This window comes from Cupriavidus basilensis (genome assembly GCF_000876015.1).
In the GTDB taxonomy this organism is placed as follows: Bacteria; Pseudomonadota; Gammaproteobacteria; order Burkholderiales; family Burkholderiaceae; genus Cupriavidus; species Cupriavidus basilensis_B.
The window spans coordinates 33,223-59,070 of record NZ_BBQM01000024.1 but is presented as its reverse complement, the minus strand read 5'-3'; the positions used below and the strand labels follow the sequence as shown (position 1 = coordinate 59,070).

The window sequence follows — 25,848 nt, the reverse complement described above, 5'->3', positions numbered from 1 at the left end:
TGATTAACGCGAAGTGCAATTCAAGCTCCCGGAAGCCATACCTGTCCGCTCTACCCTGACCACGATTCATTGTTCTTGGTGTTCTGATCGTTCTCGTTTTTCTGCGCACCCGTCTCGTTCTTCTTTTGTTCTTGTTCTGTTCGCCACGTGCGCCCGCGCTTGCCGCCTTGCCGCTTTCGCGCACGGCAACCCTGCGCGCAGGCGATGCAATGAGCGATGCGGCATGCCGGTGCGCCAGTACCTCATTCTTTCAGCACCGGAGCGCTTCCGGGCGTTTCGGATTCCCCTCCGAAGCAGGTCCACCCCCCAAGGCAGGGTACTGACGCGGTGCAACATCAACCACAATTCACCTTGGCAAGACTGACCCCTTGCTAAACACTCAAGGGGTGCAGGGGCGCCCTGCACCTGCACCCCTCTTTTTCGCCGGCAGCCACGCCGGCGCGCAACCGCCGCCCGCCGGCACCATCAGAATCCCGAGAAGCGGATGCCGATCGAGCCGTAGCCGTAATAACGGTCGAGCTTGCCGGCGGTCGCCGCGTTGTAGAGAAACGGGATGGTCCCCACGAAGTTGTGCAGCGATGCCTGCCCGCGCAGGAACACCTCCACGTTCTTCACCACCGCGTACGACAGCTCCAGCCCCAGCGTATGGTTCGAACGGATCGGCGAAGTGCCGTAGGCCTGCGCGCGGCTGTCGACGTTGCTGCGCAGCAGGTACTGGAACTGGTAGCCCAGCCGCGCGGCGAAATCCTTGTACTTCCAGCGGTAGGCGCCGCCCAGGTTCAGGTAGCCCGCCACGTAGTTGAAATCGTCGTTGATGTTGAGCCCGTACTGGCTCGCGTCCGTGGAGAACGATGCCGACTGCAGGTTGACGTTGCCCGTGCGGCAAGGCGCGGCCAGCGAACCGTTGGCGATATTGTCCGAGCCGATGGCGACGTTGAAATTGCAGCCGCCCTGCTGCAGGCGCGTGTTGATGCCGCCGATGGTCACGCGGCTCGCGCCCAGGCCGAGGAAGCCGGTCAACTGGCTGCGCTCGGTCAGCTCGCCCGAAAAGATCACGTCGGCCTGCGCCTGGATGTCGTTGGCGTCGTTGACGGTCACGCCGTTGAAGGTGGCGCTGCGCACCCTCAGCGCGGCGGAGCGGTCCAGCGTGCCCGAGCGGTCGCCCCACAGCGAGAAGCGCATCATGACGCGGTCGCGCGCGCCGGGCTCGGCCAGCGGGTCGTAGTGCAGCGCCACCATCCAGGTGTCGATCTGGTTGTTGTCGGGGCCGTAGTCGATGCCGCGCCGCCAGTACGTGGCCGACGCCGACCAGCGCGGCGAAAACTTGTAGCCCAGCATCAACCGCCCGCCGCGGTAGTCGCCGGCGTTGTCCGGCAGGCTGTTGCCGCCCTGGTTGAAGACGTCCATCGAGCGGTTGACCATGTCGAAGCTGGCTTCCACGCGCACGGAGGTGAACTCGCCCGTGGCGGGCTCGGCCTGCATGAACACGTCGTCGGGCGCGGCGCTGGCCGCACCCGCGCACGACAAGCCCACCATCAGGGCACCGGCCTTGCCGAGCCGGCGCGAGCGAAACAACAGCATAGGAGACTCCGAGGCCGTGGGCTGGCCTCATGCACGGCATGCGCCGCGGCCCTGACCCGCGGGAACCGGCGCACTGCACGCAAAAAAAGAAGCCGGCCACCCGCCGCGCTGGCCTGCCGGCGCGCGCGGCGGATGACCGGGCATGCCTTCCCCGTGCGGGCGGAAGGCCGGCTGCGCGCCGGTCAGGGGTTCAGCGTGACCGCGGTCTTGATGGCGTTGCCGCTCACCGTGGCCGTGCCGGTCTGCACCGACTGCACCTGCGCCTTCTGCGCGGTACCGCTGACCAGGGTGCCCACGCTCACCTCCTTGCCGCCCTGGCCGGTCACCGCGAACGTCACCGGGAAGGTGGCGGTCGCCTTCGGCGTGAGCGCGTCGATCTGCGCCTGGCTCAGCGCGCCGGCGCTCTTGAGCTTGCCGAGGAAGGTGGTGAACGGCAGGCTCAGCGAGCCGCCGTTGGCGCTGCTGAACAGGTTGTCGGCGACGGCGTTGGTCAGGCTGACGTTGGCCGAGGTCGCGCCCGAGATGCTGAACGAGTAGGTCGTGTTGACCGGCACCTGCACGGCGGTCAGCGCCGAGCCGCTGAAGGTCAGCGAGACCTTCTCGATGATCACGTTGACCGTGTTGCCGTTGTAGGTGTAGCTCAGCCCCGCGCGCACGTCCGCGGCGCCGCCGGCGAACGGGTCGCCGTCCTTCGACACCGCCACCGTGATGGCGCCGAGCGTGCCGCCCGTCACCGTCACCGCGTCGCTCACCGGGAAGGTCTGGCCGTTGATGGTCACGCTCGCCAGCTGGATGAAGTTGGCCGGCTTGACGGCATTGGCCACGTTGTCGATGGCGCCACTGTCCACCGCGCCGCTGCCCAGGCCGGTGGCCGCGCTCTGGATTGCCGCGCTGTTGCCGGCCGCGACCGCCGTGCCCAGCGCCGTCAGGCCCGCGGTCTTGGCCGGGTCGGTCAGCGTGGCCGCCGGCACCGCCGACACCAGCGCGCTCGTGGTGGTGGACTTGGCGCTGTCCACCACGCCATTGACCGCGCCGCTCGCTTGCAGCGCGGCCAGCGTGGCCGCCGGAGTGGTGCCCAGCACGATGTTGCCCAGCGACGCGCTCACGTTCGCCACCTGGGTCGCCACCACCGGGCCGGCCAGCGCGGCCACGTTGGCCGCCACCGTGTTGATGTTCGCCTGCAGGCTTGCCGGCAGGCCCGCCTTGGCGTTCTGCACGGCCGAGCTCACCACCGACGTCACCAGCGCGCTGCTGGTCAGGTCAACCGGGCCCGACGCCGCGCCGACCGCGCTGGCCACCGCCTTGGCCGCCGCCGCCGCGGCATCGGCCGCGCTCAGCGTGCCGCCCTTGGCCACGCCGGTCAGCGTCTTGGTGACCTGTTCCACCAGTTGCTGCACCACCACGGCCGCCTTGAGCACGGCCGCGTCCTGCATCGGGTCGAGCGAGGTCAGGTCCTTGCCGGCAAGGCCCAGCTTGGTGGCCAGCGCCTCGGCCTGCCCGGCGCCGAGTTGCGCCAGCAGCGTGGTCAGCGGCGTGAGCATCGGCGTCACGCCTGCCTTGTAGGGCAAGGCAGGCGACTGCAGCACGCCGGTGAACGGCTGGCCGGTGCCGATGTCGGTGCCGCCGGATCCCTTCAGCGCGCTCGAGGTGCAGCCCGCGGGGAAGGTGAAGTCGCCCGTCGCGTTGGTGATCGCGGTCTGGTTGCTGCAGTCGAGGAAGGTCACGGTGGCGCCCGACACGTAGAAGTCGACTGCCTTGCCGCTGACAGTGACCGACGGTGTCGACGGTGTCGACGGCGAATCCGAGCCGCCCCCGCAAGCAACCAGCGTCGCTGCCGCGGCCGCCATGATGCCGAGGGTAAAGATATTCCTGATATTGGTTTGCACTCTTCTCGCTCCTGAGATCGTTACGTCGATACGTGGTCTGTGGGTCAATGCGCCTGGTCATCGCCGCACACTGTCACCTGCGCCCTGCGCCACCGGGTCCTGCCGCGCATCGCGCGGCCTTGCTGCCCCCTGCAAGCGGACCTGGCAACAACGCTTTGGTGCAGTGCACTGCCGCGTCCTGCCAGCACACTAGATAAACAATCCCTACTTCCGTGTCACCCCTACTTGGCGGGGGAAAGCCCGCGGCGGCACGCCGCCAACCGCTCTCGCGCAGCGTTTTTCGGCCGCGCGGATGCCCCCTTGCAGGTTGTCTTTTTTACAATGGCCGCATGCAAGAACTACAACGGCCACTGCATTGCTACAGCTGCATCTACACCGTCTGCACAGCGCGCAGCGCGGGAAAATCGGCCGGCGCGAGCCAGCCCGCCAGGTACCGGCCCATCGCTTCGAGCAACACGTCGGAAGTCAGCCCCGATGCGCCGGCCAGCGCCGGGCAGACGATCCACGTGGTGCCGTCGCGCCTGAGCACCCGCAGCGTCTTGGCGAGATCGGCGGGCTGCAGGATGTAGTCGGATGTGTGCGCGTCGTCCAGCGAGAACGCGTGCACGAAATCGTCGAGATGGCGCTCGCCCAGGCACACCACCACCTTCGGCCGCCAGCGCCGGCGGATGTCGTCGATGAACGCAAAGCGCCTGCCGCCGCGGCACAGGTCGAGATAGCGCTGCTTGGGCACCAGCGCGGGCTGGCCGCGGAACGCCTTGGACCACGGCGTCTGCCCGATCAGGTGAGCCGGCAGCGGGAACAGGCTGAGCTTGAATTCCGCGCCGCGCGGCGCGTAGAGATAGTGGTCGAAGTAGTGCTTCCAGTCGCATTCGCTCAGCGAGCTGCCGAAGGTGCGCGCACGCGCCGCCGCCATGATCCGGGCGATCTTCTGGTGCGACTGCCAGCGCTCCATGCTCTGGCGGTGCTTGCCACGGTATGCGTCATCCCATGACACGGGATGCTCGCGCGGCACCAGCGGCGCCACCAGCGACTCGACCCACGGATGAGGCGTGCTGTCGCAAAACCACACAGCCGCCGCAGGATTCCCGCCTTCCATACCCACGTAGGATGCGAAATACGCATCCAGCTGCTCTCGCGAAAATACCGTCTTCTGTTCTATTTCCATTGCCTCTACCGCTTGGTGGAGTTGAAGATGCCCACACGCAGAGGCAATACTCACCTGTACGACGTGAAGGGCAAGGAGACGCCCCGAATGCATCGGCAAATCTCTAATAGAACCTGGAGACAATCCGCTGACCGGGAAGCAGAGCCGCGCCGGCGATCCGGCACCTCCCATCCCGCTTCGTACCGGGGGAGCAGCCAGCCCGACGCAATGCCTGCCCCGACGGATTTGACCTTCCTGCAACCAATCTGGACCAGTCTTTCCCCATGGAAAACCTCTCCGGCGCCAATACCATACGACCCGCGTGCCGCCGGATGCCGCCCCAAGGAAACCTGATCGCGTTTGCGCGAAACACTAACTAGGCGGACCGAGATTTTGCGCGAGAATCTTTCGATGCGCGCCCCCCTTTGGAGGGATTCGTTGTACTCATTTATCCCTTCTTGAGCAGGGTAACAACCAGCGCGGACCTTGCGTGCATGCGCATGCGGGGAAAGGCAATCGCCTAAAAGGATGAGACCGCCGACACCAGCGCGCGCAGGCGAATTTCGCTACAGTCACGCCCGCGCGCGAGCCCCTCCGGCAGCCCGCGCGGCAACGCCGCGGGCAAGATACTGCGCTGGCGCGAACGCGTCGGCCACGTCATGGACCTGGAGGTGACGCACGACAAACCTGACGGTTCCCTTTCACGACGCCATCGACCGCCACCTGGCCGGCGACATGCTCTTCACCGACTGCCGCCGCAGCGCAGCCTCGCGCGCATCTCCATCGATGCCATGCGGCACCACGTGCCGCAAAGACGCAAGATAAGCGTCGAGCCGCTTACGGGTGAAGCGGGCGAATGCGTGCCAGATCATCGTGCTGATGAATGCCGTGGCAGCCGCCACGGGCCACCATCGCCGGGGCGCCTGCGCGCAATGCCGGCATGCGCGGCGTAGCCCGCTCCCGCCGCGGCGCTCGACCGTGCGTCTCAAAAAATCGCGGCTGACGCGCACACGCGCCGCCGATCCCCACGCGTTCCCTTCTCATGCAGGGTACCGGTAGGTTTCGCTGCACCGCATTATCCGCACAAATGCAGAGACAGAAGCATGCCGCCGCGGCCAGCGCCGCCGGCCAGGCACGAAGCGTTGCAACTCCAATGGGCAGTCTGCAAAGGACGCCGCAGGTGGCTCAGGTCAGCCACCGCGCCACACCCGCCATGGAGTGACTGCCGCGGAAGCAGTCCAGCACGACTTTGCCTCTGTCTCGCCGCGGCCACGCCGCGGCACTGTGCATGGCACTGGCACGACCGGCTGCCACACAAGGTCAATTTCCAGCGGGGGGAAAAGCACGGCGCATGCGGGCGCCTGCTACGCGAACACTTCGGGGGGAATCATGGGAGTCTATCGCGACATGTTTGCCAGGCATCACGATCAGTTGGCACTGATGGTGCGCCTGTTCGATGTCGGTGCCATCTGGATCGCCGGCTACGTCGCCGCCGAACTCCGCTTCCCGGCCGATCCCGGGGCGGCAGCACCGATTCACCAGTTCATCCAGTACTTCGGCTGCGCGGTCGCGTTCATCGTGCTGCCCGGCTTCGACCTCTACGCCTCATGGCGCGGACGCAGCTTCGCCGCGCTGGCCACGCGCCTGGTTGCCGCGTGGACCCTGGTCTGGCTCATCAGCCTGCTGCTGTGCTACTTCATGCATCAGATCGATGCCCTGTCGCGCCTGTGGATGATCTACTGGTACGCGCTCTCGCTGGCCGGCCTGTTCATCCTGCACCTCGCCACCCGCTCCATGCTCAGCATGGTGCGCGGCGCCGGCGTCAACCACAAGCGCGTGCTGATCGTCGGCTACGGCCGCACCGGCCAGGAGATGTACCAACGCGCCACCGCCAGCCACCGCACCGGCTACAAGGTCAGCGGCATCTACGCGCCCGAAGGCGAAACCACGCCCGAAGGCCGCCCGCGCATCAAGGACAGTGTGGAGATCGCCGAGTTCTCGCGCGCGCACGGCATCGACGAGATCTGGCTCACGCTGCCCCTCTCCGAATCCCGCCGCATGCAGGAGATCGCCTTCTCCCTGCGCAACGACTTCATCGACATCAAGTGGATGCCCAGCGTGCTGGACTTCGACCTGCTCAACCACAACGTCGGCAACTTCCTCGGCATGCCCGCGGTGGAAATGAACCGCCCGCCCTCGCTCGGCGTGCGCGGCGCCGTCAAGGCCGTGTTCGACCGCACCTTCGCCGCCCTCGTCCTGCTCGCCCTCTCGCCGCTGTTCGCCGTGATCGGCATCCTGATCAAGCGCGGCTCGCCCGGCCCCGTCTTCTTCAAGCAGGAACGCCTCGGCATGGACGGCCGCGTGATCCACGTCTACAAGTTCCGCAGCATGAAGATGCACGCCGAGCACGGCACCGTCACCCAGGCCACCAAGGGCGACAACCGCATCACGCCCATCGGCGCGTTCCTGCGCCGCACCAGCCTGGACGAGCTGCCGCAGTTCATCAACGTGCTGCGCGGCGAGATGAGCGTGGTGGGACCGCGGCCGCATGCGATGGCCCACAACAACATCTACAAGGAACAGCTCGACTTCTACATGCTGCGGCACCGCGTGAAGCCCGGCATCACCGGATGGGCGCAGATCAACGGCTATCGCGGCGAGACCGACACGCTGGACAAGATGGCCAAGCGGGTCGAGCACGACATCTTCTACATCCGCAACTGGTCGTTCTGGATGGACCTGCGGATCATCTTCTGGACGGCGTTCAAGGGGTGGACTGGGCAGAATGCGTATTGAACCGTCGCGCCCGGGCAGCAACGCCGCGACGCTGTTCTCGCCCACGGGCAGGCTCTGGCTCGCGGCCGCCGCCGTGTTCTACCTGACCATGCTGGTGGTGGGCAACCTCCCCGGCAAGGCACAGGCGCTCAACCAGGAATTCGGCGACAAGGTCATGCACCTGAGCGCCTATGCCTGCCTGGGCGCCGCCATCTACCTGGCTTTCTCCCGGCACAAGGCCGTCATCACGCTGGCGGGCATTGCCGTGCTGGGCGGCCTCGATGAAGTCATCCAATCGTTCTTTCCGTACCGCTCGTCCGACCTGGCAGACCTGCTCACGGACCTGACGGCTGCCGTACTTGCCATCGCCGTGCTCTCGCTGGCTCATGCGCTGGCAAACGCCAGGGCACGCAAAGACACAAATAACCCAGATCGCTCTTCACCTCCCTCGACACGCGCTCATGAAAATCACCATCATCGGTAGTGGCTATGTAGGCCTGGTCACAGGCACCTGCCTGGCGGAACTCGGCAACGACGTCCTTTGCCTGGATCTCGACGCCACCAAGATCGAGATGCTCAACGCCGGCGAAGTGCCCATCTACGAACCCGGCCTGAAGGAACTCATCGAACGCAACCATGCCGCCGGCCGCCTGCGCTTCACCAGCGACATCGAAGCCAGCGTCAGTTTCGGCGATATCCAGTTCATTGCCGTGGGCACCCCGCCGGACGAAGATGGCTCCGCCGACCTGCGCTATGTGCTGGCGGCCGCCCGCAATATCGGCCGCTACATGACCACCCCCAAGATCGTGGTCGACAAATCCACCGTGCCCGTGGGCACCGGCACCCAGGTCAGCGAATGCATTGCCGCCCAGTTGCAGGAGCGCGGGTTGCCCGCGCTGGACTTCGCCATCGTGTCCAACCCCGAATTCCTCAAGGAAGGCGCAGCAATCGAAGACTTCATGCGCCCGGACCGCATCGTCATCGGCACCGATGCCGGCCCCGCCGGCCAGAAGGCACGTGACACCATGCGCGCGCTGTACGCCCCCTTCACGCGCAACCACGACCGTATCCTCAACATGGATATCGCGTCGGCCGAGTTCACCAAGTACGCTGCCAACGCCATGTTGGCCACCCGCATCTCGTTCATGAATGAACTGGCCAACCTCGCGGACGTGGTCGGTGCCGATATCGAACTGGTGCGCCAGGGTATCGGCTCCGACCCCCGCATCGGCTACAGCTTTCTCTACGCCGGCACCGGCTACGGCGGCTCCTGCTTCCCCAAGGACGTGCAGGCCCTCGAGCACACCGCCGCTGAGCACGGACAGACCCCGCGCATCCTGGCCGCGGTGGAAGCCGTCAACCACGACCAGAAACGCATCCTGGTGCAGAAGATCATCGGGCACTACGGCGAAGACCTCAGCGGCCTGACTTTCGCCCTCTGGGGCCTGGCCTTCAAGCCCAACACCGACGACATGCGCGCCGCGCCGAGCCGCGTGATCATCAAGGAACTGCTGGCGCGCGGCGCCAGCGTGCGGGCCTTTGACCCGGTGGCGATGGAAGAGGCCAGGCACGCGATCCATGCGGATCTGGCCAACGAAGGCACCGCGGCTGCCCGCATCCACTTCGCTGTCGATCAGGCCGCCGCCCTGCAGGGCGCCAATGCGTTGATCGTGGTGACGGAGTGGAAATCGTTCCGCTCGCCGGACTTTACCGCCATTGCCGCCGCGCTGCGCGAGCCGGTGATTTTTGACGGGCGGAATCTCTATGAGCCGGCGGAGCTCAGCCAGCTGGGATTTACGTACTACGGCATTGGACGAAAAGCAGCCTCTGCCCTGCTCGCTGCCAGGCGCCGACAGGACACTGCCACGGCGGCCAGCAACTATCGCCAGGCCTAGGCCCATGAAGATCCTGATGTACTGCCTCAACTATGCCCCCGAGCTGACGGGCATAGGCAAATACACCGCTGAGCAGGCCGAATGGCTCGTCGCGCAGGGTCATGAGGTACGTGTCATTACCGCGCCGCCGTACTATCCCGAGTGGAAAGTCTCCGAAGGCTACAAAGCCTGCTCCTACAAGCGGGAAATGCGCAACGGCGTCACCGTTCTGCGCGCCCCGTTGTGGGTACCGGCCAAGCCTTCGGGGCTCAAGCGCCTCCTCCACCTGGCCACGTTCGCCGTTAGCAGCATGCCTGTGCTGTTTGCGCAGGCGCGCTGGAAACCCGATGTCGTCTTTGTCGTCGAGCCCCCCCTGTTCTGCTCCCCTGCAACCCTCCTTTTTGCCAAGCTGTTCGGGAGCAAGACATGGTTGCATATTCAGGACTTTGAAGTCGACGCCGCATTCGCGCTCGGCATACTAAAGAACGAACGAGCCAAGCGCATCGTTGAACGCATTGAGAACCGACTGCTGCGCTGGTTTGACAGAGTGTCCACAATCTCTCAAGCCATGATGCGACTTGCGGAAGCAAAGGGCGTCGACCGTAGCCGGCTTGTTCATTTCCCCAACTGGGTAGACGTGGAGACCATCCATCCAGAAGTCAAAGGTCATGCGATTCGGGACGAACTGAACATTCCGGCCGACGCCGTGGTCGCGCTCTACTCCGGCAACATGGGCCACAAGCAGGGCCTGGAAATCCTTGGCAGGGCAGCCAACCTGCTGCAGGACTCGCAGAACATCCATTTCGTCTTTTGCGGGAGTGGCCCCGGCAAGGCAGCGCTGGAAGAAACTTGCGCGCGGCTGAATCGCGCGCATTTTCTCCCTCTGCAGTCCATCGAGCGCCTGCCATCACTCCTGGCAAGCGCAGATATTCATCTCCTGCCTCAACGCGCAGATGCAGCCGATCTCGTCATGCCATCCAAGCTGACGGGAATGCTTGCGAGTGGGCGCCCCATTGTCGCCACGGCAGCCGATGGCACCGAGGTGGCCGACGTAGTCTGCGGTCGTGGCATCACGGTCAGCCCGGGAGATGCCTCGGCGGTAGCCGACGCCGTGTTTTCCCTGGCCGGCAACGAAGCCCTCCGGACAGCGCTTGGCACAGCCGCGCGCCAGTATGCGGAGACAACTCTGGCCCTGGACAGTCTGCTGACGCGTTTTACGACTCACGTCGCAGACGTCCTTCGCGAGAATCCTGCCGGCGAACGCCCCCGCAGCGCATAAACAGCCAAAGGACAACATGCACGCACAGGCTCCAAGTCCCCCGACGATGATCATCGAGGGAAACGACCCGACAGTCGAGCCCTCCTTTACCCTGCGGAACAGAATCGCCCGGCAATTGTGGAACTGGGTATGGCTCTTTCTGTTCCGCCCAAGCCCTCGCCCCTTGCACATCTGGCGTGCCTTCCTGCTCCGCTTGTTCGGCGCACGGCTGGGCGCTCACGTGCACGTCTATCCGGCCGTCAAGATCTGGGCCCCCTGGAATCTGGAGATCGGCAGCAACGTCGGCATTGCGGACGGGGTGACGCTTTACAACATGAATCAGTTGACGATTGGCGACTACAGCGTGATATCGCAAGGTGTCCATCTCTGTGGCGGCTCACACGACTACAACTCCTCGAATTTTCAGCTCATCGCAGAACCCATCACGGTGGGCTGCCGGGTCTGGATCTGCGCTGAAGCGTTCATCTCACATGGCGTGACCCTACCCGAAGGCGCCGTCATTGCGGCACGGTCCGTTGTCAGCAAGAACCTGGAATTTCCCTGGACGGTCTATGCCGGCGTACCGGCAAAACCCATCGGCAAGAGAACGCAGCATGAAAAATGAAAGCCCCGGTATCTCTATCCTCATCCTGACCAAGAACGAGGAACAGGACCTTCCCGGCTGCCTGGAAAGCGTGGCCTGGTCGGACGACATCCATGTATACGACTCCGTCAGCACCGATGCAACGGTGGAGATCGCCAACGCCTTCGGGGCCAAAGTCACCCAACGCCCATTCGATAACTGGGCAAGTCATCAGAACTGGGGACTGGCCAACATCAAGTTCAAGCATCCGTGGGTGTTCTATATTGATGCGGATGAGCGGATGACACCCGAGCTGGTCCAGAGCGCCCGACAGGCTATCGAATCAGCCAAACACGAGGTAGCCTTTAGCATCCAGCGCCGGGATTTCTTCATGGGGACATGGCTGAAGCATGTACAAACCTCGCCATACTATCTCCGGCTGTTCCGCCCCGAGAAGATGCGCTACGAACGGCTGGTGAACCCCATCTCCATCCCTGATGGGCCGACCGCCCGCATCACCGGATATCTCGACCACTTCCCCTTCAGCAAGGGAATGCAGCATTGGGTGGCAAGGCATAACAGCTATAGCGATTTGGAAGCCAAGCAGATCATCGAAAACCGGCGTGGCCAGACAGAGTTCAGTGTGCTGAAAGCCTTGATGAGCCGCGATTTTCACGAAAGACGATTCCACCAGAAAGAAATTTTTTATCGCATCCCGATGCGACCATTGGTGAAATTCTTTGTGCTTTACATCGGCAAGCGTGGATTCCTGGATGGAAAGGCAGGGTTCACCTATGCAACGCTGCAGTCGATCTATGAGTATCTGATCACCTTGAAGACAGATCAACTGAGTAAGCAGCACAACATGGCCGGGACACGTAATTAGTAACGTGCACCTATGCTTACATTGATGGCTGTGTGCATGCACATCCAATTATTGGCAGAATCCCATCCACCGAGATACGGGGAAGGGCCCTATTAGCCAGACCAAATATCATAAACCCTCACAAAATCAAAAAATAAAATTTGAGGCACTTGAAGGCGCACTAGGATTTTCTGCATTATACGCTTTACTACACCACCCCAATCCATTCTCCCCCACCAAATTCGAAATCCTCACAAGATTCGGACAGGAAGCAGTTATTCTGTTTTTCTGGTTTCCGGGTTCTTAATCTTTTACTCACATTCGAATCTGCGCCACCCCCAATCTGCCGGTGACTTTATCGTGCACCGCGAATTTATCCGATATCTGCAATTGCATTAGCATTGGGATTAATTGCCAGTGTAGTAGTTGGTGACACTACATGCCTGAGTGCAGAGGGTGTATTAGGTAATCTCGCAATGTTGCAGGATATTGCGACTATCAAGAGTGAGACTTAGGTGGCACCACTTTGCTCGGACTCACCACTATGGCCACTATCGTATGAGTGGTGGTTTTATATAGCATTCACGGCCTTGTATTTTTAGAAAAATAATCTCACACATCGAAATAGGTGCACAATCGTTTTCACCTTTCCCACATCAGGATGGATATTTTTCCTAATAAAACCAGAGCAGCCTTTTCTCTTTTCCTCCTATTTTTTCATCTGGTGGACAGGTCTCGAACTAGCAAGAGATTTACCCGAAACTAAGTCAATATCAATAAAAGGCTAAACGTTCCCCTTTCCTCTTCTTTCTACAAATATACTGATCTGGGCGACTCCAGCCATCCGGGCGATAGCCGCAGGGCATCATCTCTCTGTCGGCGTGGAATCAACACCACAATTACGCCACTTTTCCGCCGGATTATTTTTTGTTATTACTTTAATAGCAACGAAAAACATTAATAGCATACCACGGAAAATTTATGCGCCACTCATCTACCCGGCACCTATTTCCTACGGACTATATGTTTCACACCAACCAATAATAACAATAGTATACTCCGCAGCTCTCCCTCGCCCAGCAGAAATCACCTTTTCAATTATTGGAGCCTTGAGCTGCGCCTACATTCTCGAGATTATCTTTCAGCCAGTTATCAAGAGGCTCGACTTTTCATGGGAGGTTACACGCCAGCCGCCATACAATACAAGATAAGTCGAAATAGTGAGTGCCGTATCTATCCCTCACGGTACGTTAGCCAAATCAGACTATCTCCATGCAAGGCTGAAATCAGTACATAGTAGTATGTGATAAGCTTCGTAACTCGATGACTCTAGCCTCGTCATCTCACGATCGCGAAAATTCAACTCGACTCAGTCAACAACACACGACACCTCCGGGAACTGTGCTGCCTTGTTCTCTAACGCCAATTGCGCTTAATCAAGGACAGCGATCCGATCTGCATACCTACCGCCACGTGATGGAGATTCCAGGAAATTCCGATGTGCAATCATATCCTCCTCCTTATCAAATCTGGGACGCATAAATCTAGCGGGGACCCCACCTACTATCGCGTAAGGAGGCACATCTCTCGTTACGACTGAACCCGCTGCAACAATGGATCCATCGCCCAACGACACGCCGGAGATAATTATCGCCCCCGCGCCAATCCACACGTCTTGACCAATTTCGGTCTTTCGATAAGGAGGCCTACCTGAAAATACCACAGGTACACCAGGTATATCAAAAACATGATCGTTACCAACCACTCTAACTGCCGGACCGATTATAGTGTAATTTCCAAGCGTCACCCCCGGACCGATCAAGCATCCTGGCCCTACATAGCAATAGCTACCGGCACGCAAATCCCGCGAAATATCAGAATCGCCGCCCATTAAAAATGTATAATGCGTTTTAAAAAGGCCCTTCCTAAGTCGCCAATAAAATGAACGAAGAAGCCGAAATGCAGATCTAGCAAGTTTCACCATACAAGTGCACTCACATCATTTCCTTCTTTTGCCGGTAATCCATGAAAGGCACGCTCTATTACGTCCACCTGAGACCTCGGATTATAAATCTCATCCACGACCCGGAAACAACATTCTCGTGTTAACTTCCGGTTCAAGAATATAGATCTGAATCTCACGAGCGCAGAATTTATTCCAGCCGCCGACTGACTCTCATATAGAATACCCGTGACCCCATCAATGACTGCCTCATATTCCGGCATCTGCTCATCCGGTTTTCCGAGTGTTATAACAGGTGTACCGTATGTCATACTGTGTATAGCTGTTAACCCGACCTTCCCTGGAGACACAACGACATCTGCTGAGAAAATTCGACCCGCCACGACTTCTTCATCGTATATTGCCCCCCGAAATGTCGCATGAATTCCGAGATCGGCTGCAAGATCTTTTAATTTGAGCTCCGCCGGCCCCGCCCCAACAAATTCGAGTCTTATTTTTTCCCTCTCTTCGTCACTGAAAAGGGCAATTGCACGAATCAATAAATCGTATTTACACAACTCAGTCAGGCGAGATACACAAAGTATGTGAAACACATCACCACACAAATTCACTTGTGCCCCCAACAGTCGCTCCCGGATTACTAATTGCGCGCCGTAATCCAGCGAATTAAATCCAACGTGAACGTGCGTCGGGTCAAAACCCAGCGCAACTGCATTTTTCTTTGCCCCATACCCGTAAACATAACTTGCATTTGCCAATTTAAAATATATCTTTCTTATTCTGTTCTTGATATTAACCTGGCCATGCAGAAATCCGTGCCCCCAGAATATTACACGCGATCCTCGTAATCTAGCGATACAAGCTGCCAACCAAGTACTAGCGAAATTAGGGTTTGCCAAAAATATCACTACATCAAATCGCTCTTTAAAAACATATGAGCAGAGTCCTCTTTGATATATCATTCTACCAAGTCGCAATGATGGAAACTCAACTGCCGTACCGAGATTTTCCACACTCAACCTTGGAATGCCCTCCAGTGAATCCCAGTCGCTGCTGATAAATGTTACATCTTTATATCGAGCCGACAACTCCTCAAACACCCCCTTTCTGTAGTGAGGAAAATAATGGTATACAACTGCAATTTTCATTCATAACCTCACACAGTCACAAGACGGATTAACGGAATACCCAATACCCTAACAACTACACACTATATTTCGATTCAACTACGCATCGGTAGTTGCCGAAATTTCCGATATTGAGAAATGGACATCGGCGAACGCTCAAGCAACCGCCTTAATGCCATCCCCAGGCCACTTAGCCAACCCTCCGCAGAGGCGGCAATTAGAGTAGGCTCTCTGAAGTTTTTGAAAATAGAAATAGGGCCAACCCCCATCGCCCTGGCTAAGCCAAACCAAATCGGATAGTTGAGAAAATTGAATAGAACAGTGTTACGAACGAGAAATTTGGTGTTTCTCACCACATTTCGTGCCACGGGGCTCCTGAGATGATCGACAATCAGCCACGGGTACATCATCACACAATATCCATTTCTCCACGCCCTTTGGCTAAAATCTCGCTCCTCACACATGTGCATAAAATACTCTCTATACCCACCCAGCGCGAGAAAGGTAGCACAACGGAGCACATGGCCGCAGCCTGTGTACATTTGAACTTGATATAACTCCAGCCGGTCACTTGGATTGCAGCCGAAATTAACATCAACATTATTCAATTGTAGAGCAGCAACTCTATGATCGGCATAAAAAACCCTCTCGATATCTGAGAAATCAGGCTTATCTCTAAAACAAGAGTCATCATCAAGACTTATGAAGAATGGCGTCTCAGATAAGGAAACCATCAAATTTCTATTAGCTATCAGACCTCGCCCATTTTTATTTTTTATAACCCTCATTTTAGAGAATTTTTTATTCACCTCATCATCAAATATTTCAATATCAGATGCATCATCAATCAAGATGATTGGAATATCACAAAGGCCAAGATCGATTAATTTTTTAAGAGTATAATTTAAGTCTTCTCTGCGATTTTTTGTGGTTATTCCTATTGTAAAATTCTCCATACCTTCACACATTTCTAGCTCCTCCGATCCACTCATTCATCAGCCACTTATGAAAGCGACGGCGATTCAAATCGCGGTGCACCATTCTCATGAATTTATCACCCATATCTGTTACCCTGGGAAGAATTAAATCATATAAAATATATTCAGAAAATAATCGCTTTCTCGCAACAGCGGCATCAGTATCTGTTATTGATTTTTCTTCAAAAATTCTCTTTCTCGTTTGATGTCGATCCATCCAGACTACTGAGCGGTCAACCGTTTGCGAAACCTGCTCGCCGTGCATGCGAAATGCACCAAGCGGCTCAGAAAGCCAAAGATGAGGCCTCCCATTCCACAGCCGAAGAAAGAAGTCCTCGTCAACAGTAAGCGGTTTCTCAATGTCTAGCGGAAGTGCGTTATGCGTGATCTCTCGACGCCAGTATGCGCAGTCGGACTGAAAGCGCCCCTTGAAAAAGAGCGATCGCTCGTACGATATCCATCGGCACTTTCCCGTGCGTACAATGTGGTGCGTATCAAAAGCCCATCCATCACTAATTAGCAGATCTATCTGCGGATTTCTATTGAACGCTTCCGCGACATGATCGAGGGCATTTGGCATAAATATATCGTCGGCGGCGTGCCAGTGACAAATGTCCCCAGTTGCAATTCTCAATCCCTTTGTTACGGCATCGCCTTGTCCCTGATCTGGCTCACTTATAAAAATATCAACAATATCTCTATTAGCCTCGACGATTTCGCTTATATTATCAGTACTAAGTCCATCGACAATTATGAGTTCTAGATTCTGGTAGTTTTGCCTTCTCAGGGTTCCGAGACAATCAGGCAAGAATCTAGCCATATTGTATGTAGGGATAATTATGGATATTTTCGGGATTTTCATTTCTCATCCTCGACTTTCAAATTCACACGAAAATGTGAGGGTGTCGCCATACAAAAACCAAGCATGAGCCAATTCCAATATGCAACGGGGGCTTGTGACGACTGGACATGCAACAAGAAGAAATGGCCGTATGTCAAAAAGATACCGACGCAAACAAGGGAACCACCCATTACAATTTTATCTAGCTGATCCCCTCCTCCCCCTCTCCGTCCTCCTTTAGCCACCCTTGACAGAATTATCGCGATCATCAGAACGTAGGAAATAATCCCAATAAAGCCCGTTTGCTGCAGTGTCCAGAGTAACTCAGAGTCGACATATATTAGGTCAAGTCCACTACCCATTGCCTCGGAAATAACTCGACCGTATCCTAATCCGATCAGATAATTCTCTGGCGCATTAGCAACCCTATCGAGTATCAACGGCATCCGAGGATCTCTATTCTTGGCCTCATCGATTGTTTCACTTCCGGATGAGAAGAGATCGAATCGATTACCAAGCCACTCCCCAACATCTCCCGTTTGATTTGATATTCCATTCCCACCAAACAGGAGAGCCGCCCCGACAATTAATGTAACCGAAAAAAATATCCCCGCCGAATGACTTCTAATCTTGTTCTTCTTATTTCTTACCCCTAGAATCAAACTAATAATTAGTCCAATCAATGTACCAACAAGACCTTGCCGGCTACCCACCAGCACATTTGCCGCCAAGCCAAATATTATAAATAGCGCGGCCAATAAGGCTCCAAACCTCTGCCGATTTGTAACCGATATGATGACGGCGGCCATACCCGCCGTCCATGCACCAATTGCGCCGCGATACAGCCCCATAAAACCGTGCCCAAATCCGCCGATCCATTCAGTAAAATCGTAATTCGCGTATTCATTCCAAAGATCTAGATTTAGATTAAGGAAGAACTGTAAAATCCCAATTCCGCATACCGAAGTAATAGTTATAGCCTGAACACAAACGACCGATTTTATTTTTTCCGGATGATCAACCGCATACTTAGAAGCAGCAACAAAGATAAATACATATGAAATTCCACGAAATAAACCAAGCAAGATCCATCGTCCATCACCATTTCCATCGCGCATTGTCGTGACAATAGATGCGACCAATGGAATAATAACCAACGTAATTACAACCATTCCATATGTTACTCGACCGCCACTTATCGTGGAAATATCAAATCGGCCTTTAGCTAAGACCACCAACAGAACCAACAATCCAATTAGATCGGAAAAATATATGAAGCCGGCCGAACTCATCCCCACAACAAATATAGGAACCGGGCAAACAAGTAGCGCAGAAAATAGGCCGACCAATGGAGATAATTTATATATCACTCTCCCAATAGTAATCGCCCCAATGGTTATCAGAAACTGAATCAGCGCCACAGTTTCTATGACATTCATATCATTTTTTCCTCAACAGACGATAGCCATCAAACATCTGAAACAGGAATTGCATCGCTGCGGCAAAAAGATAAGCAATAGCCAATCCAAATGCACCCGCCTTGGCAACCAGAAAAGTTGCGGATCCAATTAGACTTGCAGACCACAAGACATCGTATCCGTAACTTCTCCACATCTCACCGGTAGCCATTACATACCGCGACATGACGTTACACATAGATGTAATTACCGCAGAAATCGCCATTACGGAAATTACTCGGCCTGTATCTTTAAACTCCCCGCCATACATGATAGCTATATCTTGCCTAAAAAAAAGAAGCCCTCCGAACGCAATAATAGATACAGAGAAACTTGTCAAAATACCAATATAAAGAACACGTTTGGCATTCCCGGTCTCCTCACCTACCATTGAGTTCGATATTATTGGCACTAGGGCCGCACCAATGGCAGATGGCAAGAACAGAATCGCCCCTCTCCATTGATTTGCAACATTTATGGCGGCTATTTCATATGCTCCGCCATTTGACCAACCAAGCATCGCCAAGCTGAACCAAGTGACTCCAGTATTCGTAAGGCTCCCGAGCAATGTTGGAATAGCAAATCTCTTTACCAAACCTTTCTCGATCCCCTTAATACTCGTCGTTAGCCTGAACCCATCATCAACATATATTTTATAAGCCAGCCAGATTGTGATTACTGACACCACAGTTGTTGCGAATGAAAAACCTACTAGGGCACCTTCTAATCCGTAATATCTTGTGGCAGGGATACAGATTACAAATGCCAATGCGGCAGTCAAGAAACTGACAAAAGCATTTACCTTATATTTCTCCAGACCTGACAGCAGCCCAGTAGCAAGAGCCATAACACCAGAGAAGAAAACGGCCACCGAACCGATTTCAAATCCGTGGGCAGCCTGTCTATTGCCAAATACATACCCGGCCAGGAGCCCGGCCCCGAAATACATTCCAACAGATATAATGATGACAAAAATTATGCCAATGACACAAAAGAATGACACCACCCGTGAACACTTAATCCTATCAACAATTCGGTATTGAGAGCAAAATTTGGTTATCGATGGACCAGCACCAAAACCACCAAGCACAGAGAATAGCAGGACGGTGGACTGAATCAGGCCAAACATCCCAAAGCTTTCCCGTCCCAGTTGGCGCGCGACCAAAACATTCGTAATGATGCTCACTGCTCGCGACGCAATTGCACCAAGAGTCCCCCAGCTAATGGCATGGAGAACCCTGCTTATCAAGTTATTTGATGTAGGCACAAGCGACCCTTAACAACACGACAACAACATAGATCAATCAACCTTAATTTCGTCTATTTGACTCAATAAGAAAGCTCTTATACGTCTCAGCTAAGCCATCCCTCAATTTCGTTGGCGCCACCCAGTCAAACCTATTTATACGATCAATATTTAGTAGCTTCTGTGGAGGTCCATCTGGCTTATTTATATCGAAGGAGATTTCGCCACCATATCCAACGGTTTCCCGTATGAGCTCCGCCAACTCCTTGATGCTTATATCCTGCCCCACTCCAACATTCAGATGGGAACACGTGACTTCCGTGTTTTTTTCATAAATTTCTTTCTCAACCCCCATAACTCGAACACATGCATCGGCCATGTCATCTACATAGAGAAATTCCCGGCGAGGTTGACCCGTCCCCCAAATTTCGACGGACGTTTTATTCTCCAATTTTGCCTCATGAAACCGTCGGATAAGTGCAGGGATGACGTGGCTATTATTCGGATGGTAGTTGTCTCCGGGACCATAAAGATTGGTGGGCATGACACTACGAAAATCCGTCCCATATTGCCGATTATAACTTTCACATAGCTTAATTCCTGCTATCTTTGCGATTGCGTATGGCTCGTTTGTCGGCTCCAATTCTCCCGTCAGCAAAACATCTTCACTCATTGGTTGCAATGCCAACTTTGGATAAATACAACTGCTACCCAGAAAAAGAAGCCGTTGAATTCCAGTACGCCATGCTTCATGGATGATGTTGGCCTCTATCATTATGTTCTGATAGATAAAATCAGCAGGGTAGGTATTATTGGCATGAATTCCACCCACTTTCGCCGCCGCAAGATAAACCTGATCGATCATTTCCTCTTGAAAAAAATCTCGAACTGCGTGTTGATCTGTGAGGTCAAGATCTGAACGATCACGAGTAATAATTTCGGCATTCGATATCGCTTTCAGGTGTCGAACTATTGCACCTCCAACCATACCGCGATGACCGGCAACGTAAATCCTTGGATTCCTGCTCATTTCATTCACTCCACGCTTACGGTGACATCAAATCCATGCTGTTTCAGCAAAGCATGACGACACGCTTGGTCTAGGTCACTTGCCACCATTTCGGAGATCATCTCATCAAGCTGTATCTCGGGTTCCCATCCGAGTTTTTCTTTTGCCTTTGTGGCGTCACCTAGGAGCGTCTCCACTTCGGCGGGACGGAAATATCGCGGGTCTACTTTAACAATGACATCTCCAACCGCTAGCGCGGGAGCCTTGTCACCGTCGATAGCATCCACTAGTGCAACCTCATCAACGCCTTCCCCCTCGAAGCGCAACGTAATACCCAATTGCTTGGCGCTCTTGCCTATGAACTCCCGGACGCTCACCTGCTTGCCCGTGGCGATGACGAAGTCCTCCGGCTGCTCCTGTTGCAGCATCAGCCATTGCATGCGCACGTAGTCATGCGCATGCCCCCAGTCCCGCAGCGAATCCATGTTGCCCATGTACAGGCAGTTCTCCAGGCCCTGGGCAATATTGGCCAGTCCACGCGTGACCTTGCGGGTCACGAAGGTCTCGCCGCGACGTGGGCTTTCATGGTTGAACAGAATGCCGTTGCAGGCATACATGCCGTAAGACTCCCGATAGTTCACAGTAATCCAGTAGGCATAGAGTTTCGCGGCGGCATATGGGCTGCGCGGATAGAACGGCGTGGTTTCCTTCTGCGGAATTTCCTGCACCAAGCCATATAGCTCAGAGGTAGACGCCTGGTAAAAGCGCGTCTTCTTTTCCAGGCCGAGAATGCGGATTGCTTCGAGCAGCCGCAACGTGCCGAGCGCATCCACGTCTGCCGTGTATTCCGGCGATTCAAAGCTCACTGCCACATGGCTTTGCGCACCCAAGTTGTAGATCTCGTCCGGCTGCGTCTGCTGCACGATGCGGATCAGGTTGCTGCTGTCGCTCAGGTCTCCGTAGTGCAGCACAAAATTCCGGTGGCTGACGTGCGGATCCTGATAGACGTGATCTACGCGCGAGGTATTGAACGAGCTGGCGCGGCGCTTGATACCGTGAACAATGTATCCCTTTTCCAGCAGGAACTCGGCTAGATAAGACCCATCCTGGCCTGTAATGCCGGTGATGAGTGCGGTCTTTTGGTTCGTCTTGGTCATGGTAAGAATTCAGTTCCGTAGTTCGGGTCGATCAGGCCAATTCGGTCTTAGAGTCGGCAGCGGGAGCGCGGCCATACACGTCGTCAAAGCGGACGATATCGTCCTCGCCCAGATAGCTGCCGCTCTGCACCTCGATCAGCTCGAGGGGCACGCTGCCGGGGTTTTCCAGCCGGTGGACGGTGCCCAGCGGGATGTAGCTGGACTGGTTTTCGCTGAGCAGGAACGTCTCGCTTCCGCATGTCACTCGGGCCGTGCCTTTGACCACAATCCAATGTTCGGCGCGGTGGTAGTGCATCTGCATGGAGAGCTTCGCGCCGGGTTTCACCGTAATGCGCTTGACCTGATAGCGCTGCCCTTCGTCGACGGCGTCATAGCTGCCCCACGGGCGATAGACCTTCCTGTGGTCGGCAGCTTCGCTGCGACCTTGCCTGCGCACCATGTCCACGAGGGTCTTGACGTCCTGGCACTGGTCCTTGTGCACCACCAGCACGGCGTCCGGCGTCTCGATCACCATCACGTCCTCCACGCCCGCCACGGCAACCAGGCGATGGGAGGCATGGACCAGGCAATCCCTGGCGTTGTGCGTCAGCACGTCGCCCACGATGACATTGCCGTCTTCCTGCTTGGCGCCAAGTTCCCAGACGGCATCCCATGCGCCGACGTCGCTCCATTCGGTGGCAAACGGCACCATCTGCGCACGGCTGGTGTGCTCCATGACGGCGTAGTCGATGGAGTTGCTCGGGCAACGCGCGAAGGCAGCTTCGTCGAGGCGGAAGAAATCGAGATCCTTCCGCCCGAGGTTCACAGATTCCTGCACCGCGCGAAGGATTTCCGGCGAGAAAGACTCCAGTTCAGCCAGGAATGCCGACGCCCGGAACAGGAAGATGCCGCTGTTCCAGAAATAACTGCCCTCGGCCAGGAACTCGCTGGCGCGGGTCTGCGACGGCTTCTCCTCGAAGCGGGCAACGTCGTAACTCCACTGCGTGCAGCTTCCGCCGGCCTTGATGTATCCATATCCCGTGGCGGGGGCCGTTGGCGTGATGCCGAAGGTAACGAGCGCCCCGTCCTGCGCGGCCATCACGCCTTGCTTCACGATGTCCGCGAATGCGGATGCATCGCGGATCAGGTGGTCCGACGGAAGCACCAGCATTAGGGGATCCTGCCCTGCGGCGAGAGCGTACAGCGCCGCCGCAGCCGCGGCCGGCGCCGTGTTCCGCGCGTGCGGCTCGAGGATGAAAGCGGCGTCGCTGCTCCCGATCTCCCTGGCCTGCTCGGCCACCATGAAGCGATGTGCGTGGCTGGTGACGAGCAGCGGTGTCCCGACCCCGTGAATCTCCCTGATGCGCAGCAATGTGTCCTGCAGCAACGAACGGTTGCCCAGCAGGTTGAGAAATTGCTTTGGATAGCCCTCGCGCGACAACGGCCAGAGGCGGGTTCCCGAACCACCGCACAAGACAACGGGAATGATCACAGCAGGCTCTTCCATCTGACTTCTCCTTGTGCCAATTCAACCTTCAGTCAGCCCATTTCCCGTCAGCACGACGAGACAGGGCACGCCGCCAGACGGCGGCGGCTTACCCCTGCAATTGGAGAAATCCCCTGAATGCCCGATTGCGTTGCCACAATCGTCCTACTTCACGGGTGGCCGATGGGAAGGTGATAGTCAGACGCGTCCACGACTCTGTGCTTACTACCCCATCAAGCAAGATTCGCCAGCCTCATTGAGCTGGCTGATATTTGGCCGATCGGTTGCCGGCTTAGCCGCCGGTATATTTATCCGGCGTTGACCCTATCCCTACTTGTTAAAATATCGCTTCTGATAGAATTTATTTTCCTCCGGCCGTGATCTGTGGCGGCGTGGATTCCGGTGCATAACCATAGTAGGCATACCGGTACCGTCCGTACTTCGAGCCATAACCGTATCGATACGCGTTCGGATCTAGGCCGTTGAAGACCACACCGTTGACATCAGCGTTAGCTTGCCGCAGTTGTTTAGCGGATTCCGCTACCTCGCCAATAGTTGTTTTTTCGAAACGGGTCACGAGAAACACGGTTCCGCAGCGTGATGCCAGTACCGCTGTATCCGAGACAGCCAGTACCGGCGGGGTATCGATTAGCACCAGGTCATATCGCTCACCGACTTCCTGGAGAAGCTTCGCCATGCGCTCGTTTAGCAACAATTCGGCCGGATTTGGTGGCAGGCTGCCTGTACTCAGGAAATCCAGATTCTCGAACACGCCGTAATGCACCGCCTCGTTGAAGCTGACATTGCCTATCAACACGTCCGAAAGACCGTTATTGCGATCCTTCCCGAAATATTGATTAAGATGGCCCTTACGCATATCGGCATCGACCAGCAGAACGCGTTTTCCTCCCGTTGCCATCACGACAGCGAGATTAGCTGAAATAAAGGACTTTCCGACCCCCGGCGTAGGCCCCGTCAGTAGCACACGATTGTTGTCCGCATCAAGCATGGCGAACTGCAATGCAGTGCGAAGACTGCGTAGGCTCTCTATCGAGGGCTCATTGGGATTACGATCTGCCAACACAAATTTTCCACGCTTGCGCTGGCGAATTTCTTCAGTGAGGAATGTTTGGGCTACCGACAAAGGCACGGTTGCGTAGACACTTAGGCCCGTATGCTGCTCAATATCCTGTGAATCTGTGATACCACCATACAAAGCATTGCGCACGAACGTAGCGATGATGCCTATCAATAGGCCAAGGATAGCGGCCATCATGACAATCAAGCCCTTCTTAGGTTTTATGGGTTCCTCCGGGACCGGCGCGTTGTCCAGCATTCGAACATTGCCAACTTTGCCTGCCTTGACGAGTTTCAGCTGCTGCATGTTGTTCAGCAGTCCTACATAGAGATCATTGTTGACCTGCACATCACGCATCAAGCGCATAGTATCTTGCTCGACATTGGGAAATGTCTTCATGTGTGCAGTCATTTCATCCACTTTTGCACTCATTACTGCGATCTGCTTATCAATCGCCTGCACCCCCGGATGTGTTGCAGTAAAACGTGTCAACAGTTCTGTACGCTTCTGCTTTAGTTCTAGCAGACTAGTCTCCGCCGTCACGCTTTCCTGCAAGAATGCCTTCCCTTCTTCACTGAGATTAAACGTATTACGCTTGTTACGCATTTCGTTATACTTTACCTCAGCTCGCTCTAACTCAGCCTTAAGTTGCGGCAGCATATCTCCGAGGAATACCAGCGACTTCTCAGCCTCAGCAGCCTTTCTCTTGATATTTTGCGCAACATACTCGCCACCGATTTCATTCAGGATGCTAGCGGTAAGTCTAGGGTCGGTACCGTCCAATGAAGCACCAATAATACCGCTTTGCTTACCTTTCTCAGCAATCCTTAATTGATCCTGAAGATTCTCAATCGTCTGCAACTGTGAGTTCCGCACAAGGTTGAATACAATCCCTGGCTTGGCCTTTATGTCAGTTACAAGTAGTGTAATGCTGCCTACGTTCTGATTTACCTTCACCGGCCTACCGACGTGCCCTTCAATGGGCTCATCCAAGCTGGATTGCTCAAGACGATAGCGACCGTCGCCTAGTGTTATCAATTTGAATTTTTCGCCCTCAAGAGACTCTGGCACATCAAATTGCTCAACACCGATCGCCTCCTTAGCCCAGGCAAAACCACCAAGCCCAAAGAGTCCCGGCTCAGACAAACCCTTGGCTCTGCTGGCAATCCATGCGCCCACGAAGGGTAGATAATTTGGCTTTGCGGAAATATAGAGGTGCAAGTTATCGACTGCTTTTCCCACAACCATGCGAGACCGGATTATCTCAATCTCGGCTGTCGCTAACGCTTTGACATCAAACAGGCTAGACACGTCCCCCAACAGACTATTAGCGCTATTGGGGCTATCTTCGACCTGCACCAAGATATCTGCTTGGTAGACTGGCCGCGCAAGAAATGCATAAGCCACTCCCAATGCCAATACGATTCCGGCAATGGACACAATCAGCCAACGACTAGCCAGCAGCACGTCCAGATAGTGAACGAGATCAATCTCGTCTTCCGGAGGCCCGGCCATAACGACAGGAGGAGGGTTCTGGTTCATAGGCTCTACTACTAATT

20 protein-coding genes are annotated in these 25,848 nt (G+C 55.9%); 6 read left to right on the top strand and 14 right to left on the bottom strand.

Going from position 1 to position 25,848, the window contains the following annotated elements:
- Positions 1-465: 465 nt before the first annotated feature.
- The 4 genes from KF708C_RS26280 to KF708C_RS26265 all read right to left on the bottom strand — a co-directional run bounded on the left by KF708C_RS26280 (position 466) and on the right by KF708C_RS26265 (position 5,516).
- A complete protein-coding gene (locus KF708C_RS26280) occupies positions 466-1,581 on the bottom strand; it encodes a hypothetical protein (RefSeq protein ID WP_020201540.1) in 1,116 nt (371 codons plus the stop codon).
- A 182-nt stretch (positions 1,582-1,763) separates the two neighbouring features.
- Complete coding sequence (locus KF708C_RS26275) at positions 1,764-3,467, bottom strand: hypothetical protein (RefSeq protein WP_059413961.1); 1,704 nt, start codon at positions 3,465-3,467, stop codon at positions 1,764-1,766.
- Between the two features lie 370 nt (positions 3,468-3,837).
- Positions 3,838-4,629, bottom strand: a complete 792-nt coding sequence (locus KF708C_RS26270) for an XpsR family transcriptional regulator (protein ID WP_370552861.1) — start codon at positions 4,627-4,629, stop codon at positions 3,838-3,840.
- Between the two features lie 686 nt (positions 4,630-5,315).
- Positions 5,316-5,516, bottom strand: a complete 201-nt coding sequence (locus KF708C_RS26265; RefSeq protein ID WP_059413957.1) for a hypothetical protein — start codon at positions 5,514-5,516, stop codon at positions 5,316-5,318.
- Between the two features lie 505 nt (positions 5,517-6,021).
- On the opposite strand from KF708C_RS26265, the gene KF708C_RS26260 reads away from it, so the two are divergent.
- Genes KF708C_RS26260 through KF708C_RS26235 form a run of 6 tightly spaced genes read left to right on the top strand, consistent with a single transcriptional unit; the run spans position 6,022 to position 11,990 of the window.
- Complete coding sequence (locus tag KF708C_RS26260; RefSeq protein ID WP_059414209.1) at positions 6,022-7,410, top strand: undecaprenyl-phosphate glucose phosphotransferase; 1,389 nt, start codon at positions 6,022-6,024, stop codon at positions 7,408-7,410.
- Positions 7,400-7,873, top strand: coding sequence for a VanZ family protein (locus KF708C_RS26255; protein ID WP_059413954.1), 474 nt, complete (start codon positions 7,400-7,402; stop codon positions 7,871-7,873). Before KF708C_RS26260 ends, KF708C_RS26255 begins: the two co-directional genes overlap by 11 nt.
- Positions 7,851-9,284 carry a UDP-glucose dehydrogenase family protein gene (locus KF708C_RS26250; protein WP_082079917.1) on the top strand — a complete coding sequence of 478 codons (1,434 nt, stop codon included), beginning with the start codon at positions 7,851-7,853 and terminating at the stop codon, positions 9,282-9,284. The genes KF708C_RS26255 and KF708C_RS26250 overlap by 23 nt, the downstream gene beginning before the upstream one ends.
- 4 nt (positions 9,285-9,288) lie before the next feature.
- The gene (locus tag KF708C_RS26245) at positions 9,289-10,542 is read left to right on the top strand and encodes a glycosyltransferase WbuB (protein ID WP_059413952.1); all 1,254 of its coding nucleotides are present in this window, start codon (positions 9,289-9,291) and stop codon (positions 10,540-10,542) included.
- A 46-nt stretch (positions 10,543-10,588) separates the two neighbouring features.
- A complete protein-coding gene (locus KF708C_RS26240; protein ID WP_059413950.1) occupies positions 10,589-11,146 on the top strand; it encodes an acetyltransferase in 558 nt (185 codons plus the stop codon).
- Positions 11,136-11,990: a glycosyltransferase family 2 protein gene (locus KF708C_RS26235; RefSeq protein ID WP_059413949.1), complete on the top strand. Its 855-nt coding sequence runs from the start codon at positions 11,136-11,138 to the stop codon at positions 11,988-11,990. Before KF708C_RS26240 ends, KF708C_RS26235 begins: the two co-directional genes overlap by 11 nt.
- Before the next feature lie 1,411 nt (positions 11,991-13,401).
- On the opposite strand, the gene KF708C_RS26230 is transcribed toward KF708C_RS26235, so the two are convergent.
- From KF708C_RS26230 to KF708C_RS34895, 10 genes are all read right to left on the bottom strand, one after another.
- The gene (locus KF708C_RS26230; RefSeq protein WP_231586605.1) at positions 13,402-13,860 is read right to left on the bottom strand and encodes a DapH/DapD/GlmU-related protein; all 459 of its coding nucleotides are present in this window, start codon (positions 13,858-13,860) and stop codon (positions 13,402-13,404) included.
- 86 nt (positions 13,861-13,946) lie between these two features.
- Complete coding sequence (locus tag KF708C_RS34915; protein ID WP_082079914.1) at positions 13,947-15,080, bottom strand: glycosyltransferase; 1,134 nt, start codon at positions 15,078-15,080, stop codon at positions 13,947-13,949.
- 74 nt (positions 15,081-15,154) lie between these two features.
- A complete protein-coding gene (locus KF708C_RS34910) occupies positions 15,155-16,027 on the bottom strand; it encodes a glycosyltransferase family 2 protein (RefSeq protein ID WP_197090431.1) in 873 nt (290 codons plus the stop codon).
- Positions 16,020-16,898, bottom strand: a complete 879-nt coding sequence (locus KF708C_RS34905) for a glycosyltransferase (protein WP_082079910.1) — start codon at positions 16,896-16,898, stop codon at positions 16,020-16,022. The genes KF708C_RS34910 and KF708C_RS34905 overlap by 8 nt, the downstream gene beginning before the upstream one ends.
- Positions 16,895-18,316 (bottom strand): hypothetical protein, encoded by a 1,422-nt coding sequence (locus KF708C_RS35970; RefSeq protein WP_156173959.1) that lies wholly within the window; start codon positions 18,314-18,316, stop codon positions 16,895-16,897. Before KF708C_RS35970 ends, KF708C_RS34905 begins: the two co-directional genes overlap by 4 nt.
- A 1-nt stretch (position 18,317) precedes the next feature.
- A complete protein-coding gene (locus KF708C_RS34900; protein ID WP_082079907.1) occupies positions 18,318-19,601 on the bottom strand; it encodes an oligosaccharide flippase family protein in 1,284 nt (427 codons plus the stop codon).
- 43 nt (positions 19,602-19,644) lie between these two features.
- Complete coding sequence (gene fcl / locus KF708C_RS26225) at positions 19,645-20,610, bottom strand: GDP-L-fucose synthase (RefSeq protein WP_059413945.1); 966 nt, start codon at positions 20,608-20,610, stop codon at positions 19,645-19,647.
- Positions 20,611-20,615: 5 nt separating this feature from the next.
- Positions 20,616-21,746, bottom strand: coding sequence for a GDP-mannose 4,6-dehydratase (gene gmd / locus KF708C_RS26220; protein WP_059413943.1), 1,131 nt, complete (start codon positions 21,744-21,746; stop codon positions 20,616-20,618).
- Positions 21,747-21,777: 31 nt separating this feature from the next.
- Positions 21,778-23,232, bottom strand: coding sequence for a mannose-1-phosphate guanylyltransferase/mannose-6-phosphate isomerase (locus KF708C_RS26215; RefSeq protein WP_156173958.1), 1,455 nt, complete (start codon positions 23,230-23,232; stop codon positions 21,778-21,780).
- 340 nt (positions 23,233-23,572) lie between these two features.
- Positions 23,573-25,831: a polysaccharide biosynthesis tyrosine autokinase gene (locus KF708C_RS34895; RefSeq protein ID WP_082079904.1), complete on the bottom strand. Its 2,259-nt coding sequence runs from the start codon at positions 25,829-25,831 to the stop codon at positions 23,573-23,575.
- Positions 25,832-25,848 lie beyond the last annotated feature (17 nt).